This is a genomic window from Bacillus sp. F9_6S_D1_P_5 (genome assembly GCF_054823925.1).
On sequence record NZ_JBTREW010000001.1, the window covers coordinates 314,086 to 331,839 of the forward strand.

Below are 17,754 nucleotides of genomic sequence, written 5' to 3' on the forward strand. Positions count from 1 at the left end.
AATTAGCTCTATGAAAACATTAGTATGCTTCGGTGATAGTATTACAGCTGATGAAATGTTTTTTGATGGAACGCCAAGGTTAACACCACGTCTAAAAGTGATGTTTCCAAATTGGAAGGTGGTAAATGCGGGGGTTCCGGGTGATAATACGTTCGATGCGTTACATAGGGTTGAAGATGATGTACTATCGCATAAACCAGACTTTGTAACAGTTTTTCTTGGTACGAATGATTCGGTATTATTTGATCCAGTACCATTACAAGTATACAAAGACAATTTAGAGAAGATTGTAAGTATGATTTCACCAGAAAAGGTATTACTTATTAGTCCTGCGCCGGTTGATGAAGAACGTCAGCATAATAGAACCAATAAAGTACTTGGTCAGTATGCAGACGTAGTAGAGGAAGTGGCGAAAGAAACAGGAAGTTATTTTCTAAATTTGTATGCTGAAATGATTCAAGAGCCTCATTATAAAAGATTAGTAGAAAATGATGAAAAAGACGGTTTGCATTTTGGCCGACAAGGTTATGAGTATGTAGCGGAGTTAATTGGTAAAAAGTTAAAAGGAATTTTGTAAGAAGCAAAGTGTGCGCGCTTTGCTTTTTTGCTTGCGTATTTCCTCCTACAATGTTGCTGTGTTCATTGCAGTAGCTTTTATTATACTAAACATGTAGAGAAGAAATGAATAAAGTGGAATATAATTTGCTGCACTAATGGAATGCATCCAAGACTTAACAGTTGATTAATTGAACTGTAAAGTTTAAAATTACAGTATAGTTTTTAGAAGTGAGTTGTTATTTTTTGTGAAAAACAGATTAATTAAATATTCTCGGATAAATAATATAACGTGTATTTCATTCTAAACTGTAATTTTTTTTAATACATTTCAATAATCTATATAATGATTTTAAAAGTAAAGGAGTGTGTGTAAAATATGGTGATTTTATATACGACAGCAAGCTGTAGTTCATGCCGAAAAGCAAAAGCGTGGCTTGAAGAACATCAAATTGATTATACCGAAAAAAATATCGTATCAAATTCGCTTACAGTCGATGAACTGAAATCCATTCTTCGTTTAACTGAAGATGGTGCTACTGAAATTATTTCAACTAGATCTAAAACTTTTCAGGAATTAAATATAAATATTGAGGCGCTTTCGCTTAATGAGTTTTATCAATTAATAATTGAGTATCCTCAAATGTTACGTCGTCCAATTATGCTGGATGAAAAAAGATTACAGGTTGGTTTTAATGAGGACGAAATTCGCAAATTTTTACCGCGTAGCGTTCGAACATTTTTGAATATTGAATTGCAAAAAATGGCTAATTAATAAGTAATATTTTGAAAGGAGGAGACAGAAGTGATTGAAGTATGTGTTACAGTTAATTATAAAGATAGAAACTATCACACAAATGTTATTGTGAGTAAAGATACGATTTGGACACAAATTAAACAATTGGCAGAAGAACAAGTTAAGAGACAGTGGACTGTTTAAATTTATTTGCAAATTAAAAAGCTATATGAAGTTAGGAGATATAGGGGAGTTTTGATAGAATATAAAGAGATTTATTTTTTCATGCTAAGCATGCTTCTTATATATTTTAACGTTTGACTAACCTATCTGTAATATTTATGGCTACAGTAAGTTACTAAGCGAGAAATCATATTTTTTATCGTAGGAGGACAACAATGAACAGCGACTTTACCTTGGCCATACACAGTTTAACTTATTTAGCTTTACAGCCAGATCGGATGTCAACAAGTAATGCTATTTCCGAAAGTGCAGGTGTTCATCCAGTACGCATTCGTAAAGTGCTAAGTTTGTTAAAAAAACATAAGTTTATACAATCAAAAGAGGGAACTGGTGGAGGTTTTATTTTTGCCCGTGATTTAAGTGAAATTAATCTTTGGAATATGTATCAAATAACCTCTGAAGGTGCATTGCAGCCGAAGTGTCCAGAATCAAATGATCAGTGTATTGTAGGTTCGAACATGCGGAAAGTTCTGTTTGCTATTTTCTTAGGTGCGGAAGAACATCTAGGTGAATATTTAAAGAATTATACAATGAAAGAAGTTGTTGACCTTATTAATCAAGAACGTTAAGCGGCTTAATTATTATGTAGCTGTGAGTTCTTTGGGGAAACTGTAATGTAAAATATTACAGTATAGGTTAGTTTATATATCTTTTTATCGTTACAAAAAATCTTTATAAGAAGGTGAAAAAGTATGATGTCAAATAATAATCATGTTTTAAAAGAGGGAGATTGGGTTCGTGGAATATCAAATGAGGGTGAATTCATAGTTGGTTACATTGTATCACTTGATGAAGTAGAAGATGTAGTTACAGTTAGCATTGTGAAACGTGACGACAAGTACACAATGAACGAAGCGATTTTACTTTTTAGTAAACATGTTAACAAACTCCCTGAATCAAAGGTAATAAATAAAGAGCAAATCCTTTATCTTATAGACCTTGCATTATTAACAGGGGATGAAGAATGGTTTATTGAGCTCTCAGCAAAATTAAAATCGATAAAAGAGCTAGTTAATGAGGGGTATTAAAGATTATATTATTCGTTTTTAATAGGTTGAATCGTGCAATAATCAATAATATCATCTCTTTTGTTGCATTTTAATAAAAGAGGTGATTGATGGTATGAAAATAAAAATAATTAGCATCGTATGTCTTCTGAGTTTTTTATTACCCTGTATATCTGCACAAGCAATTGTAAAACATAAAAATGAAATCAATGAATATTTAGATATAGATTTAACTGGTTATGAACTTTATTCGTTTGGTGACTTTAATCAAATAGGCTATAAGATAACGCCGCTTACGCAACTGTTTTTAGGTATAGTTCAAACAGAAGGTGAATGGATTGATGAGCCACGACTATATATTAAGGGGAATAAAGGTTATTTTCATCTTTGGAAAGAGGATGGTACGAATGTTCTTTATACCGTTGAACAGAAAAGTGGTTTTTGGAAAATTATAAATGTAAATAAAAAAAGGATTAACAGAATACCTGTACCAAAAAAATTTTTAAAAGAAGTAGTAATGAATCTTTTAATAGAACCGATAAGCAAAGAAGTTGAAAAATATTATAAGGAACCGAAACTTTGGGACCGAGGTTCTGAAAAAATAGTTGAAATAACAAAAGACGAAGCAAATTATATTTTCTATGTAACTGTGCAAATTCAAACTTTTGAAGGGGCACACAATCCGCCTTATGGAGAGGACACAATTACTTTTCGTATAAAAGGAGATGAAATAAAATCCATTCATTACAAACATAGAAATATCTCTGAAGAAGAGTTGAAAAAACTACAATTAAGATGACATTGAAGTGATTCGTTTGCTCCCTCCTAATAATGATAATGATGTAAATAAGCTGCCCATATGGGCAGCTTATTTTATTTTTTCGTGTAGCAAAACGTTAGTGATTCTCTCGTTACCATAAAGTTAAATAATGTATATGAATGCAATGCCTATAATATATATCCTAAAAATTGGTTTGTACATTTAAAGAGTTATTTCTTTTTAACCACGTTAATTATTTATTAGAATATCTTTTTTAAATCAAAATAAAATTTTCGGCGAAGAAGGATATAAATATTTTTAAAATAAGTAGCTTAAATAAACAATATTTTACTGTATTTTATGCTAATTAATTCCGTTATAAGTGATAGGAACAAGGGTTACATGTTAACTGTAAAATATTATCAATGTAAAATTATATCCAATTAATATTTCTGAAAATATAAAAATATTAATTTTATAAATATACACGTTATAATGAGTGCGTCGAGAGAAATTTTATTATCTCTGGAGAAAATATAAAAAATGCGATGACTAGTAAGAAAGGTGTGTGGTTAGAGGCGAAATGTATGTAAAGTGCTTCAGTGGCTTGTGTAATCAATACCATAAATGCTGCCGAAGCTATTAAAGTGATGTATAGAATTGAGAAAGAAATGCCTCATAAATGAAGAGAGGCTGGTTTAACTGAAATTACTGTTACAAGTAATGTAGAGAAACCATTAAAGTAATACACTGTTATTAGAAATGTTGCAACGTATTTATGAAACCTATTCAATATTGTTCTCTTAAGTGGTCTTTATATAAGGGGCGGATATTACGAGTAAACTTTTTTGTGAACGCTAACAATTATATTAGGGCGCTAACTAGCGACTGTGTTAATTTGGATTCATTATGATGAAGGACTTGCAATGTGGGGCAACTTGTAAGGAATTCATTTTCCGAAAAAAATATTCGTTAGCTATAAAGGGAGACACAGGAATAGATACAAGGGGGAGTTATTATATGAACGGGAATACTGCAAAGAAAATAGAAGTTCAAGCTGAAAATACCGCACTAAAAAATGAGCAATATGCAGATCCGAAAAAGTGGCATAAGCAGGATACTACATGGGCATTGAGCCTATTTGGAACTGCAATTGGAGCAGGGGTGCTCTTTTTACCGATTAATGCAGGTTCAGGTGGTCTATTATCTTTACTACTAATTACATTGCTTGCATATCCAGTTATGTACTACTCACATAGGGCACTTGCTAAAATGATATACGCTTCTAATTCTGCTGATGAGGGGATCACAGGTACAATTAGAGAGTATTTCGGAAATAAAGCGAGTATCATTTTTAACATCGTATATTTCGGTTCAATTTATACAATCGTACTAATGTATTCGGTTGCGCTTACAAATACTGCAAGTAGTTTTATCGTGCATCAATTGCATATGCCAGAGCCTCCAAGGGCTATTTTATCACTTGTATTAGTTCTTGGTCTTATCGCTATATTGAATTTTGGTCAAGATATTACTGTAAAGATCATGAGTATGCTAGTGTATCCTTTCATAGCTTCTCTACTGTTTATCGCAATATCTTTAATTCCACAGTGGAATACGTCAATGCTTAGCTTCTCAGCTGTTTCTACTGCTTCAACAGGAACAGGATATTTAGGAACGATATTAATGATTCTACCAATCATCGTATTCTCATTTAATCATTCACCTATGATTTCATCATTTGTTGTGAAACAGAGAGCTACGTATGGAATAGAAGCTACTGATGCTAAATGTGCGCAAATACAAAAAGTTTGTTATATCATGACATTCGTTGTAGTTATGTTCTTCGTTTGGAGTAGTGCACTAAGCTTGACTCCAGAGGATTTAAAAATGGCAAAAGAGCAAAACTTATCAATTCTTTCATATCTTGCGAATGAACTGAATTCACCTGTAATTACGATTGCAGCTCCAATCATTGCTTTTGTGGCTATTACAAAATCATTCCTTGGTCATTATATCGGAGCATTTGAAGTAATGCGTGACATGATTATTAAGTTCGGTAAATCACGTGGAAAAGTAATTGAAGAAAAAACAATTAAGACAATCGTTCTTACTTTTGTTGTATTATCATGCTGGTTTGTTGCTTATACAAATCCAAGTATTCTTGGACTTATTGATTCTCTAAGTGGTCCATTAGTTGCTGCTATCTTATGTCTATTACCGATGTATGCGATTCAAAAAGTACCAGTACTAGCTAAATACAAAGGGAAAATGAGTAACGTATTTGTTATTATTGTAGGGGTACTTACTGTTTTAGCAAGTATTAAATCATTATTCTAATTCACGATTGTTAGTTTTAATGCAAAATAAAATAGAACGATTTTGGGACAGGCTTCTCCTTTTAGAGAGTCTGTTCCTTTTTTAATGAGTGACAAAAGGTCATCTTTTACATAGGCTCTTTTCGTACATAAGGTTGCTTTAATACGTTACAATTTTATCTGATTGATTTTATGAGATATTTCTGCATAATTGTAGCTAAGGGAGATGATTTTAGGTTGAGTAAACTGAATATTAGTACAACGGTTTCGGGAGATATAATTGTTACTCGTCTTATCGGCAAGATTAAAACAGATGATGTGTATGAATGGTTTAATGGTTTCGAGAAAGTTTGTCAGCAATTCATTTCCGAGGGACGGAAATACAAATTGCTGGTCGATAGAAAAGGATACATACCAGATCATTTTTCTGTTCAAAAAGCATGGAAAGAGAAGTTTTTCAATGAAACGATTTTGAATCACAGTAAGGCAATTGCTTTTCTCCTTGAAGAAGGGGAGATACTGAATTATTTACAACAGTCCAATACGAAAGAATCTGTAAAATTTTTTGATGATTATGAACAAGCATTCCTTTGGTTGAATGGATATCCCATATAAAACTTTTAGTGAACCAGTTGCTTAAGCAACTGGTTTTTTTATGTTTGCAAGTAGTATCCGGAAGAAAACTTCTATACGAAATGTTTAGCATTAGAGGACATACATTTTTAGTGCGTTAAATATAATTCATAATAGCACCAGGAAGAAGGGAATACGCTTTACAGTAGAAAGCTCGTACGATAGAATCACAGAAATTCAAAAATATCAATGTGGCATAAAGTGAGTAAGGGGGATAAACATATGAGTACTTCAAATTTGAATGAAATCAGTAAACAAATTTTAATAGAGGAGGAAACGCTTCAATTTACCTCTTTTACAAATGAAGATGCACTGCAAATAGGTTTATTTATCGTTGAAACAGCGAAAAAGGAAGGGAAATTGATCGCTGTTGATATAGCGAAAAATGGTGTGCAACTATTTCATTTCAAGATGACAGGGACAACTGCGGAAAATACGCAATGGATTGAGCGTAAAAAACGAGTTGTTTCTTTGCATAATCATAGCTCGTATTATATGCAAATACAAAGTGAAATAACGGGCGTTCCATATAATGAAAAATATCTTTTAGATAGGTCGGATTATGCTGCGTTTGGTGGATGTTTTCCAGTCCAAATAAAAGATGTAGGGGTTATTGGGATGATAACAGTTTCAGGATTACCACCAGAAGAGGATCATGAATTAGTTATAAGGTCAGTTAAAAATCATTTGAAGCAATAATAAAAAGGCAAAATCGAACAAGAATATGTTCGGTCTTGCCTTTTTATTATTCATGTTATGAACCTGTTTCTAATAAATAGACAAGCACGCAAAAAATATTACGGACGGGAAACCTTTAATTCGAGACACTTTTCTTGACGATAATAATCTATGTAGTTAATATGATAGACATAAAATAACTTAATTACTTTTAATAATTAAGTTATTTTATATAAGTTACAGGTAAGTAGTATGTGGTGAAAATGCTTTGAATTGCCACTATTAATATTGGGGACAATTAGAAAGCGACAAATATAAAGAATTAGCAGTTAAGAAGTAAGATTAGATCAACAATAATAGTAGCTTCTGTACAATGCATTTTTACTATAGTGAAAATGACTATACATCACGAGGGGGACTGAAATTGGAATCAATGACCTTTGTTTTATTTGGAGCAACAGGGGATTTAGCTAAAAGAAAAATTTACCCCGCGCTATATAACTTATATAGAGATCAAAAGCTTCCAAAGCAAATATCCGTTATTGGGCTTGGAAGACGTGAAGTATCTCATTTAGATTTTCAAAAAAGAGTAAAAGAATCCATAGAAACTTTTTCTCGTCGCAGGGAAGAAGGTACTCCGAACATAGAAGATTTTTTAGAGTATTTTCGTTATTATCCGTTAGATGTGAATAAGCCAGAAGATTATAAAAGGTTATTACAAGTAGTTGTTGAAAGGGAAGAAGAACAAAATATACAAGGGAATAGAATGTTCTACCTTTCAGTTACTCCTGATTTCTTTGAGACCATTGCTTTAAATATTAAAGAAAGTGGACTGGATAAAACGGATGGATGGAAGCGCCTAATGATTGAGAAACCGTTTGGTCATGATCTTCCATCTGCTCGAGAGCTGAATGATAAGCTTAGCCGAACGTTTGAAGAAGACGAAATATACCGTATTGATCATTATTTAGGTAAACCGATGATTCAAAACATTGAAGCACTTGAATTTGCAAACCCTGTTCTCCAATCGATTTGGAATAAAGAACATATTGCGAATGTACAAATAACAGCTAGTGAAACGGTTGGGGTAGAAGAAAGGGCAGGATATTATGATCATGCAGGAGCCATTCGCGATATGGTTCAAAATCATATGCTGCAAATATTAATGATGACTGCAATGAATCTGCCGGAAAAAATTAATGCATGTGAAATTCGTGAGGAAAAACGAAAGGTAATGGAGACTCTTCGTAAAGTGAAAAAAGAAGACGTTCAAAACCATATCATTCGCGGGCAATATGCTTCAGGTGAGATAAAAGGACAACAAGTTGTAGCGTATAAAGAGGAGCCAGGAGTAAATCCTTCTTCTCAAACAGACACATTTATCGCAGCTCGCTTATGGATTGATAACCCATTTTGGACTGATGTTCCTTTTTACATACGAACAGGGAAAAGAATGAAAGAAAAGTCTACTCGTATTGTAATTGAGTTTAAAAATACATTAAAACAGCAGTATCAAGATAGTAATCCAAATGCAGCGCCTAATTTGTTAATCATTGAAATTAGCCCAAATGAAAATGTTTCACTCCAATTAAATAGTAAAAATCCATTGAATAATGGAGAGCTTGAACCGATCCGTATTCATTTTACTTGTGAGCAAACAGGAGTGGGAGTACCGGAAGCTTACGAAAGACTTATTTATGATGCTATATGCGGAGATTCTACATTCTTTGCTCACTGGAGAGAAGTTGAATTGTCATGGGAATGGGTGCAGCCAATCCTTGAAGCGTTCGAAGAGAACTTGTTACCTCTTCATGAATATGAGTCTGGCTCGTATGGTCCGGATGCTGCTCATGCTCTATTACAAGAAAGTGAATTTAAATGGTGGTTAGATGAGGAATGGAAAAAGTAAGTACATTCTTATAAGTAAAGCAATATGACAAAAAGATATTCATCATTTTATTAACATGTATTTATGATGAAAGGTAATTCAAGGAGGAATTATATTATGAGAGTAGGATTAATTGGTTTAGGTAAAATGGGATTAAATTTAGGGAAGAATTTAATGGATCATAAACATGAAGTAGCAGCATTTGATTTAAATACGAGTGCAGTGGAAGAAATGAAAGCGTATGGTGCTACAGGTGTATCTAGTTTAAGCGAACTTGTTCAATCATTACAATCACCAAGAATTCTTTGGATAATGGTTCCGCACGCTGTTGTTGATTCTGTTATTAATGAGATTACACCGCTGTTATCAAAAGGAGATATTTTAATTGAAGCTGGGAATTCACATTATAAAGAGTCTATTCGCCGATATGAGCAACTAAAGAAAGATGGCATTCACTTTATGGATGCAGGAACTTCTGGCGGAATGGAAGGTGCTCGTAATGGTGCTTGTTACATGATCGGAGGCGATCAAGAAGCTTGGGATATCGTTGAACCTATTTTCCGTGATACAGCTGTAGAAAATGGATTCTTATATGCTGGAAAAGCTGGTAGTGGTCACTTTTTAAAAATGGTTCATAACGGAATTGAATACGGTATGATGGCTGCTATCGGTGAAGGATTTGAAATTCTAGAGAAAAGTGAATTTGACTACGATTACGAAAAAGTATCAAGAGTATGGAACAACGGTTCAGTTATTCGCTCTTGGTTAATGGAATTAACTGAAAATGCATTTTCTAAAGATGCGAAACTGGATGAAATTAAGGGAGTTATGCATTCTTCTGGTGAAGGGAAATGGACAGTAGAAACAGCATTAGACCTGCAAACAGCAACTCCAGTTATCGCAATGTCTCTATTAATGCGCTACCGCTCATTAGATAATGATACGTTTACAGGAAAAGTTGTAGCAGCACTGCGCAATGAATTTGGCGGACATGCGGTAGAAAAGAAATAAACATTTTAAAAGTATTAATTGCTAACGTTAAAAAAATGGAGGGAATAAATCATGAAGTTTTTTATTGATACTGCAAATCTTGAGGACATAAAAAAGGCATATAAACTAGGAGTTTTAGCTGGCGTTACAACGAATCCGTCTTTAGTAGCAAAAGAGGGCATTAAGTTTGAAGACCGTATTGCAGAAATTTGTCAGGCAGTACCTAAAGTTGAATCTGTTTCAGCAGAGGTAACGCCAGATGCTGTTACAGCTGAAGAAATGATTTCTCAAGCAGAAGAACTGATTAAAATTAACGGTGGCGATGAAAAAGTTACAATAAAACTTCCGATGACGCTAGCAGGATTAGAAGCTTGTCGTTATCTTACTGAAAAAGGTGTGAAAACGAACGTTACACTTATTTTCACTGTGAACCAAGCTCTATTAGCAGCTCGAGCAGGTGCAACGTACGTTTCTCCATTTTTAGGACGCTTAGATGATATTTCTGAAGATGGCGTATTATTAGTTGCTAAAATTGCTGAATTATTCGATGTTCATCAATTAGATACACAAATTATTGCGGCTTCTGTTAGACACCCAGATCATGTAACTCGTGTAGCGATGGCAGGGGCTCACATTGCAACAATTCCTTATAAAGTCATTGAACAACTTGCTATGCACCCATTAACTGATCAAGGTATTGAAAAGTTTGCTGCGGATTGGGCTAAAGCGCCTAAGTTATAATGAAGTGAGGACTTCATTTTTCAAAATAGCACTATAGTTAGAAAAAGGACCTCCTTATGAGAGTGAAGTTTATGAAAACGTAGCTCTCATAAGGGAGCGTCTTTTTTGTATAAACAATGGTGCTATTTTGTTATATGAATGTTTTGAAAGGGGTTACATGGTGGACTCAAAATATATGATTGGTGTAGATATTGGAACAACTAGTACAAAAGCAGTTTTGTTTTCGATCGATGGATCTGTTATTGCAAGTCATGGGATTGAATATCCTTTGTATTCACCTGCGCCAGAAACAGCAGAACAAGATCCAGAAGAGATTTTTCAAGCGGTCATACATACGATTAAAGAAACTATACAAACAAGTAATGTGCAGCCAGTTAATATTCTTTGTGTTTCTTTTAGTTCGGCAATGCATAGTGTCATTGCTGTAGACGAAGCAGGGAAGCCGTTAACGAGATGTATCACTTGGGCAGATAATAGAAGCGCGAGCTGGGCAGAGAAAATAAAAAATGGTATGAATGGTCATGAAATTTACCTTCGTACTGGAACTCCAATCCATCCTATGTCACCACTTTCGAAATTAGTTTGGCTTAAAAATGAACATGCTGAGTTGTTTGCGAAAAGCTATAAATTCATCTCAATTAAAGAGTATGTTTTTTATAAGTTATTTAAAGAATATGTAATTGATTATTCCATAGCATCAGCAACAGGACTGTTCAATTTGAAATCTTTAAATTGGGATGAAGAGGCCTTGCGTGTTGCTGGAATTACAGATGAAAAGCTATCTACAGTTGTTCCAACGACGCACAGTTTAATAGGGATAAACGAGGAACTTGCAAGAGAGATGAATGTACTTGTTACGACTCCTTTTATAGTCGGTGCGAGTGATGGAGTACTATCGAATTTAGGTGTAAATGCAATAGAACCTGGGGTTGTTGCTATTACAATTGGTACGAGCGGCGCGGTGCGAGTTGTAACAAATCAGCCTGTAACGGATCCGAAAGGGAGGACTTTTTGTTACGCTTTAACTGAGGATCTTTGGGTAATTGGTGGACCGGTTAATAATGGTGGTATGATTTTTAGGTGGGTTCGCGACCAATTATGTACGTTAGAAGTTGAGCATGGGAAGCGCTTAGGAAAAGATCCTTATGAATTGCTTACGGAAATAGCAGCAAAAGTGAATCCTGGATCTGACGGTTTATTATTTCATCCATATTTAGCAGGGGAAAGAGCTCCTTTATGGAATGCGAATGCACGGGGATCTTTCTTTGGGCTTGGTCTACATCATAAGAAAGAGCATCTTATCCGTGCTGTTTTAGAGGGAATCATTTATAACTTGTATACAGTTCTTCTTGCTTTAAAAGAGCTAATTGGTGAACCGAAAAAAATTCAAGCGACAGGTGGCTTTGCAAGATCGGAACTTTGGAGACAGATGATGGCGGATATTTTTCATCAAGACGTATACGTTCCGGAAAGTTTCGAAAGTTCATGCCTAGGAGCAGCTATCCTCGGATTATATAGCATAGGTGAAGTAGATACATTACATGTAGTTTCTCATATGGTAGGTGCCAATTTTTATCATGAGCCTAACATGGAAAGTGTGGAGAAATATAAAGGTTTAATACCGATCTATATTCGTTTGGCACGTCACTTGGAAGAAGAATATGAAAGTATTGCAGCGTATCAAAAAAAGTGGGTTTAAAGGCTATTTAGGAGAAAAATATGGTAACGTATAAAGAGGTACTCCGATTTTTTAGGATACTCTTTCAACATAAAATATTTTAAGAAGTATGGTGAATGAAAAATATAGGGAGAGAGGGTTATGAAAATGAAGGAAAACAAAGAGTTTATTGGATATGTTGGAACGTACACGAAAGAAAATAGTGAAGGAATATATAAGTTTACTTTAGATACGGAAGCAAAGAAAATTAGTAATGTAACACTTGCGGCTAAGCTGGATAACCCTACATATGTAACGATTAGCAAAAATAATGAATATCTCTATTCTGTTGTTAAGGAAGGCGAATCTGGTGGTATAGCTGCTTATTCGATTAGTCATACTGGAGAGCTAACGGAACAAAACAGACAAGCAGTAGAAGGGGCCTCTCCTTGTCATATTAGTGTGGATAGTGGAAATCGTACGGTAGTTACAGCAAATTACCATAAAGGAACGATTGAGTCTTTTGTAGTAAATGAAGAAGGTGGAACTGTTAATGCTGCTACATCTATTATTACGCACGAAGGTTCTGGTCCAAATAAAGAAAGACAAGAGAAACCACATGCACATTACGCAGGATATACTCCAGATGAAAAGTATGTGGTAGGTGTTGATTTAGGGATTGATAAAATCATTACGTATGAAATAAAAGATAGTAAGTTAAAAGAAGTAAATAGCTTGTCTGTAAAACCAGGAAGTGGTCCGAGACATATTGCTTTTCATCCGAACGGAAAGCACGCTTATGTCATGACTGAACTGAGTTCGGAAGTTATTGCATTATCATACAATCCGAAAGAAGGGTCCTTTACAGAGTTGCAGTATATTTCTACTATTCCGAAAGAATTTGATGACAATAGTCAAGGAAGTGCGATTCATATTTCTGCTGACGGCCGTTTTGTATATGCAGGTAATCGTGGTCATAATAGTATCGCTGTTTTCAGTGTGGATCAAAATTCAGGTCAGCTTACATTTGTTGCACATACATCTACAGAAGGAAATTGGCCGAGGGATTTCGTATTAGATCCGACTGAAAAGTTTTTGATTGCTACAAATGAAAAGTCACATAATCTTGTGCTATTTTCAAGAAATGAAACGACAGGTAAGTTAACATTGTTACAATCTGATGTTGTTGTACCAGAACCTGTTTGTGTGAAGTTTTTGAACGTTTAATTGGAGTTTCAATGCATATAGAAATGTCGTTATTTGTCGGTAAGTCGATATTCTTTGTCGAAACGTCGATATATTAAAAAAATCGTTGATATATTTGAAGTTGTGTTCGATATATTTGAAAAATCGTTGATATAATTTCAAATCCCCAAAAAACAATAAAAAGCAAAGCGATATCGCTTTGCTTTTTATTGTTTCTTTTTCGGTCTACGTACTAATTCGCCGCCACAGTTTGGGCAAACATTGTGTCTTTCTTCTGTACACGGTGCACAAAACGTACATTCATACACGCAAATGTAAGCTTCAGAGTTTGGTTCGAGAGATTGATTGCAAATTTGACAGTTTGTTTTCATTTCGAGTGCCATAGTAAGTCTCCTTTTAGTTAGAAAATTTATAATTTAATTATAATTCATTAAGTAGAAACTGTCTTTTTCAATTGAAAGGAAATCGAATGATAAAGTTATGATTTGAAATGAAAGATGCTCATTTATTTTTAAATTGATTATTTTATGCAGTTAGAATATTATGAAATAGTCAAAAGACAACAGGGGGTATACATTTTGACTAATCATAATGAACATTTAAAAGCAAACTGCGAAAAATGCTTCGGTTTATGTTGTGTAGCATTACCGTTCGCAGCATCGGTAGATTTTGCGGTGAATAAAGATGGCGGGAAACCATGTTCTAACTTACAATCAGATTTTAAATGTAGCATACATAAAAATCTTAGAGGAAAAGGTTATAAAGGTTGTACAGTATTTGAGTGTTTCGGCGCTGGGCAGAAGATTTCGCAAGTTACATTTAACGGGATTGATTGGCGGAAAGATGCTAAGCATGCGAGAAAAATGTACGATGCTTTTCCAGTTATGCATCAGCTGCATGAAATGCTTTGGTATTTGAATGAGGCTATTCTGTTAAAGGCGACACAATCGATTCATAAAGAACTAAGTAAAGCAATTGAAGAGACGGAGCGCCTTTCAAATTTAAATGCGGACGAGTTAATGAAAGTAAATATTCCATTACACCGTGCAGAAGTAAATGTGTTACTTTTAGAAACGAGTGAGCTAGTTTGGAAGGAAATGAATGTCGCGCGTAAGAAACGAATGAGTCACCGCGGAGCAGACCTTATGGGAGCAAATTTGAAAAAGAAAGATTTGCAAGGAGCGAATTTAAGGGGAGCTTATTTAATTGCGGCTAACTTAAATGGAGCAAACTTAAGAGGAGCAGATCTCATCGGAGCAGATTTACGAGATGCAGATATTCGCGGGGCTGATTTTACAAATAGTATTTTTCTGACGCAAGTTCAAATTAACGCGGCGAAAGGGGATGCACATACGAAATTGCCGAAAGTGTTGTCCCGTCCATCGCATTGGAGTGCGTAAAAAATGTGGAGTGAAATAGTTTGGATATGTTTCAGTATTTAGAAGAAATGCAAGAAGATATGTTTTCGTTATCAGTAGAGAAAATAGAATTGAAGTATTTTGAAATTTGTAGCATGTTATCGTCTACAGAATATGCAGAACGAATTAAAGCAATTGATTTAGAGTCATATAAGGAAAGTATTCGAGTAGGTTTGGATGCAGCTGTAGAAATGGCTACTGATGAAGAAGCAAAAGCGATTTATTTTGAGTATGATCTTGATAACGAGTGGAATAGTCAGTTTTATATTTGTGAGGATTATGTTCCGCTAGAAGAAGAGGATGATGATTGGGCTTCTGAATGGACATATGATGTTGAGGGACCGAAGTCTATCGGATTAGCAGATGTGTATGTTGAAAATGGTTTTGATACAAATGAAAAGGCAATTGGGATAACTTTATATTTAATTGCTAGAACAGTATGTAGTTTTATAAGTGCATGTAGTGATGTGCAAAGTAGTATACTGATTTGTATTGGTTTTCATGATCAGGAGCCTATTATGCGAATGGGCAGAGATATTTAATTGTAAAAGACTACGGAAATTTTAAAACCTAATACAAGAATAACCCCGTCCTATATCTGGAACGGGGTTAAAATAATGTTATTGAATTTTTGATATAAGATATTTTTAGCTTATATTAGTTGATTCATTTTATTGATAATAAATTTAATTTGATAGTACGTTATCTATAATTATTTGATTTTCATACCCATCTACAATGGTTGGTAAATCCTTGTCTAATTTATTAAAAATAATATTCTCGTAAACTTTATCTAAAAAAGGATAAAATGCTGGATAATAAGCTTTTGCCTCTAACGATAAAGTTGGAATGGTTTGGCCATATGTTTCAACTTTTATTTCTTCTAGGCTTTCACCTGCTTTGCCAAAAAACAGTGTTTTATCATCAATTAAGTTAATGGTTCCAAGACTTCCAAATACTTTTAAGTTTGAACCAAATCCGTGATGAATTCCTGAGACAAGTTGAATTGAAAAGGTACAATTCCCTTCCATTTTTCCATGAATAAAAAAGGCATCATCAGAATCTCTAAGTTCTTCTGGCCCTTCTGGGACGTGAGTGTGTATTAAACTGTTGATGGTTATAATTTTGTCCTGAATGAGCCATCTAAGACAATCAATCATATGTGTTCCTAGTGCTCCTAACATTCCGCCAAACTTCTGTTTTTCTCCCATCCAACCCTTGTTTTTAGTTTGAAGGTTTTGATATTGAGAGGAAGAAATATGATATTCAAAATGAAGGATGTCACCAACTTCTTTTATAAGTTCTTTGACCTTTTGGCGAGCAGGATGATATCGCCATTCAAAATCAATAAATACCTTTGCGTTAGTTTCCTTAGACAACCTTAGCAACTCTTCTGATTCCCCACTATTCATTGTAAAAGGTTTCTCACATACTATATTTATATTTCTGTTTAATGCGTATTTGACCATTTCAAAATGATAAATCGGAAGAGAACTAACAAATACAAGGTCCAACATTTCTAAATCTAACATTTTAGTCCAGTCTGTGTAATGAACTGGAGAATTGTCTCCGGTAGATAACTCTTTTGGCAATTGATGACGCATCATTGTGCTCACAGCAGAAACCTTCATCCTAGGATGAGTATTTATTATAGGTGCTTGAACGGTTAAACCAAAGCCACCTCCTATAATTCCTACTCTCATTGCTTAGCCTCCCTATAATTACTGATTCTGTAATCCTTCTCTTTTCTGCAATATTTTTAAAGTTTAAGGTGTATTTTTCAATTTCCTTCTTTATTCCAGAACATGGTTAGCGTCTTTTAATGACATTATTATCTCTATAAATTAATCTCTGCCTGTTTTTTCATTTCTTTTCAAAAGTAGTAATAAAAACACTACATATAATAAGAATACCACCAATAAAAAAGTTACTGCTTAATATTTCATTTAAGAGCAACCAACCGAGCAATGATCCAACGATAGGTTGGAAGAAGAAAAATAACGATCCGATGCTTGCGTCCATTAATTCTAATCCTTTATTCCAAAGGAAAAAGGCACCTGCTGTTGAGACCACTCCTAAATATACTACGCCTAATATTACGTACGTATTTACTGTTTCGATAGAGGTTGATTGTAGTTCCCATAGCATAAAAGGTGTAATGAAAAAGAGTGAAAAGAATATGGCATACGTTGTAATCACTAAAGATGAAAATCGAGCTGAAGCAATCTTCACATAAATAGATAGTAAAGCCCACGTAATAGCGGCCCCGCCTAATATAATCGTACCGATAAAATAGGAGCCAATTTCAATATCCCATCCAATGACGATAATGACACCGACTGTCGCTATGATAGTAGATAGCAGTCTACGAGCGGTTAGCTTTTCTTTTAAAATGATCGCTGCAAATATAACCATAAATGCAGGTGTAGCAGATGTTACTAACGATCCTGTATGAGCGTCAGATAGTTTTGTACCGATAAATTGACATGTAATTGAAATGAAATAGCCGATAAATCCAATCCAAGCGAATAATAGCCAATCTTTTTTACGAATAGTTACTTTTTTCTTTTGCTCTTTCTCAGCTATTTTCAAAATTGCATATAAAACAACAAAAGCAATGATAAAGCGTAGCCAAACGAGTGTCAGCGGTGGGATAAAGTCGAGTACATATTTGCTAACAACATACATACCGCCCCATATACTAGCTGCTAATGATAAACATATAGCTCCTAAAATTGTTTGTTTCATGTAAAGTACCTCCGTCTATTTTTAGGGTATGATGAGTTCCCTAAGACGAGGCATAGTGTTATGTGTTATATGAATGCCCGCCTTAGTTTTTTATAGACGGCCTACAGGTTGATCGTTTTCGAATGAAGTGTTGTAGTACATGAGTGCATTCCTCCTTCATATTTTATAATGATATT

At 34.4% G+C, this 17,754-nt stretch carries 19 protein-coding genes; 16 read left to right on the top strand and 3 right to left on the bottom strand.

Annotation, left to right across the window (positions count from 1 at the left end):
- Nucleotides 1-10: 10 nt before the first annotated feature.
- From ACUXEY_RS01510 to ACUXEY_RS01575, 14 genes are all read left to right on the top strand, one after another.
- The gene (locus ACUXEY_RS01510; protein ID WP_166703274.1) at nucleotides 11-577 is read left to right on the top strand and encodes an SGNH/GDSL hydrolase family protein; all 567 of its coding nucleotides are present in this window, start codon (nucleotides 11-13) and stop codon (nucleotides 575-577) included.
- A 357-nt stretch (nucleotides 578-934) separates the two neighbouring features.
- Nucleotides 935-1,330 carry a transcriptional regulator SpxA gene (gene spxA, locus ACUXEY_RS01515; protein ID WP_144613959.1) on the top strand — a complete coding sequence of 132 codons (396 nt, stop codon included), beginning with the start codon at nucleotides 935-937 and terminating at the stop codon, nucleotides 1,328-1,330.
- 30 nt (nucleotides 1,331-1,360) lie between these two features.
- Nucleotides 1,361-1,495, top strand: a complete 135-nt coding sequence (locus ACUXEY_RS01520) for a BA3454 family stress response protein (protein WP_144613957.1) — start codon at nucleotides 1,361-1,363, stop codon at nucleotides 1,493-1,495.
- Between the two features lie 194 nt (nucleotides 1,496-1,689).
- A complete protein-coding gene (gene saiR, locus ACUXEY_RS01525; RefSeq protein ID WP_001083471.1) occupies nucleotides 1,690-2,103 on the top strand; it encodes an Rrf2-family transcriptional regulator SaiR in 414 nt (137 codons plus the stop codon).
- A 123-nt stretch (nucleotides 2,104-2,226) separates the two neighbouring features.
- Complete coding sequence (locus tag ACUXEY_RS01530) at nucleotides 2,227-2,562, top strand: IDEAL domain-containing protein (RefSeq protein WP_429602628.1); 336 nt, start codon at nucleotides 2,227-2,229, stop codon at nucleotides 2,560-2,562.
- 94 nt (nucleotides 2,563-2,656) lie between these two features.
- On the top strand, nucleotides 2,657-3,340 hold the full coding sequence (locus ACUXEY_RS01535; protein ID WP_461299911.1) for a DUF3888 domain-containing protein: 684 nt from the start codon (nucleotides 2,657-2,659) through the stop codon (nucleotides 3,338-3,340).
- Nucleotides 3,341-4,321: 981 nt separating this feature from the next.
- Nucleotides 4,322-5,641 (top strand): aromatic amino acid transport family protein, encoded by a 1,320-nt coding sequence (locus ACUXEY_RS01540; protein ID WP_144613953.1) that lies wholly within the window; start codon nucleotides 4,322-4,324, stop codon nucleotides 5,639-5,641.
- A gap of 170 nt (nucleotides 5,642-5,811) precedes the next feature.
- Complete coding sequence (locus ACUXEY_RS01545; protein ID WP_429602625.1) at nucleotides 5,812-6,234, top strand: STAS/SEC14 domain-containing protein; 423 nt, start codon at nucleotides 5,812-5,814, stop codon at nucleotides 6,232-6,234.
- Between the two features lie 240 nt (nucleotides 6,235-6,474).
- Nucleotides 6,475-6,951, top strand: coding sequence for a heme-degrading domain-containing protein (locus ACUXEY_RS01550; RefSeq protein WP_461299912.1), 477 nt, complete (start codon nucleotides 6,475-6,477; stop codon nucleotides 6,949-6,951).
- 403 nt (nucleotides 6,952-7,354) lie between these two features.
- Entirely contained in the window at nucleotides 7,355-8,839 is a 1,485-nt protein-coding gene (gene zwf / locus ACUXEY_RS01555; RefSeq protein ID WP_461299913.1) for a glucose-6-phosphate dehydrogenase, read from the top strand.
- Between the two features lie 96 nt (nucleotides 8,840-8,935).
- Entirely contained in the window at nucleotides 8,936-9,829 is an 894-nt protein-coding gene (gene gnd / locus ACUXEY_RS01560; protein WP_461299914.1) for a phosphogluconate dehydrogenase (NAD(+)-dependent, decarboxylating), read from the top strand.
- A gap of 51 nt (nucleotides 9,830-9,880) precedes the next feature.
- A complete protein-coding gene (fsa, locus tag ACUXEY_RS01565) occupies nucleotides 9,881-10,549 on the top strand; it encodes a fructose-6-phosphate aldolase (protein ID WP_166703282.1) in 669 nt (222 codons plus the stop codon).
- 157 nt (nucleotides 10,550-10,706) lie between these two features.
- Nucleotides 10,707-12,248, top strand: a complete 1,542-nt coding sequence (gntK, locus tag ACUXEY_RS01570; RefSeq protein WP_461299915.1) for a gluconokinase — start codon at nucleotides 10,707-10,709, stop codon at nucleotides 12,246-12,248.
- Nucleotides 12,249-12,368: 120 nt separating this feature from the next.
- Nucleotides 12,369-13,433 (top strand): lactonase family protein, encoded by a 1,065-nt coding sequence (locus tag ACUXEY_RS01575; protein ID WP_461299916.1) that lies wholly within the window; start codon nucleotides 12,369-12,371, stop codon nucleotides 13,431-13,433.
- 185 nt (nucleotides 13,434-13,618) lie between these two features.
- On the opposite strand, the gene ACUXEY_RS01580 is transcribed toward ACUXEY_RS01575, so the two are convergent.
- The gene (locus tag ACUXEY_RS01580) at nucleotides 13,619-13,795 is read right to left on the bottom strand and encodes a DUF1272 domain-containing protein (RefSeq protein ID WP_075309468.1); all 177 of its coding nucleotides are present in this window, start codon (nucleotides 13,793-13,795) and stop codon (nucleotides 13,619-13,621) included.
- A gap of 195 nt (nucleotides 13,796-13,990) precedes the next feature.
- On the opposite strand from ACUXEY_RS01580, the gene ACUXEY_RS01585 reads away from it, so the two are divergent.
- Nucleotides 13,991-14,812 (top strand): pentapeptide repeat-containing protein, encoded by an 822-nt coding sequence (locus ACUXEY_RS01585; protein WP_461299917.1) that lies wholly within the window; start codon nucleotides 13,991-13,993, stop codon nucleotides 14,810-14,812.
- A gap of 20 nt (nucleotides 14,813-14,832) precedes the next feature.
- A complete protein-coding gene (locus tag ACUXEY_RS01590; protein WP_461299918.1) occupies nucleotides 14,833-15,372 on the top strand; it encodes a hypothetical protein in 540 nt (179 codons plus the stop codon).
- 144 nt (nucleotides 15,373-15,516) lie between these two features.
- On the opposite strand, the gene ACUXEY_RS01595 is transcribed toward ACUXEY_RS01590, so the two are convergent.
- Together ACUXEY_RS01595 and ACUXEY_RS01600 are read right to left on the bottom strand one after the other, a co-directional pair.
- A complete protein-coding gene (locus ACUXEY_RS01595; RefSeq protein WP_461299919.1) occupies nucleotides 15,517-16,533 on the bottom strand; it encodes a Gfo/Idh/MocA family protein in 1,017 nt (338 codons plus the stop codon).
- Between the two features lie 160 nt (nucleotides 16,534-16,693).
- Nucleotides 16,694-17,578 carry a DMT family transporter gene (locus tag ACUXEY_RS01600; RefSeq protein WP_461299920.1) on the bottom strand — a complete coding sequence of 295 codons (885 nt, stop codon included), beginning with the start codon at nucleotides 17,576-17,578 and terminating at the stop codon, nucleotides 16,694-16,696.
- Nucleotides 17,579-17,754: the final 176 nt, after the last annotated feature.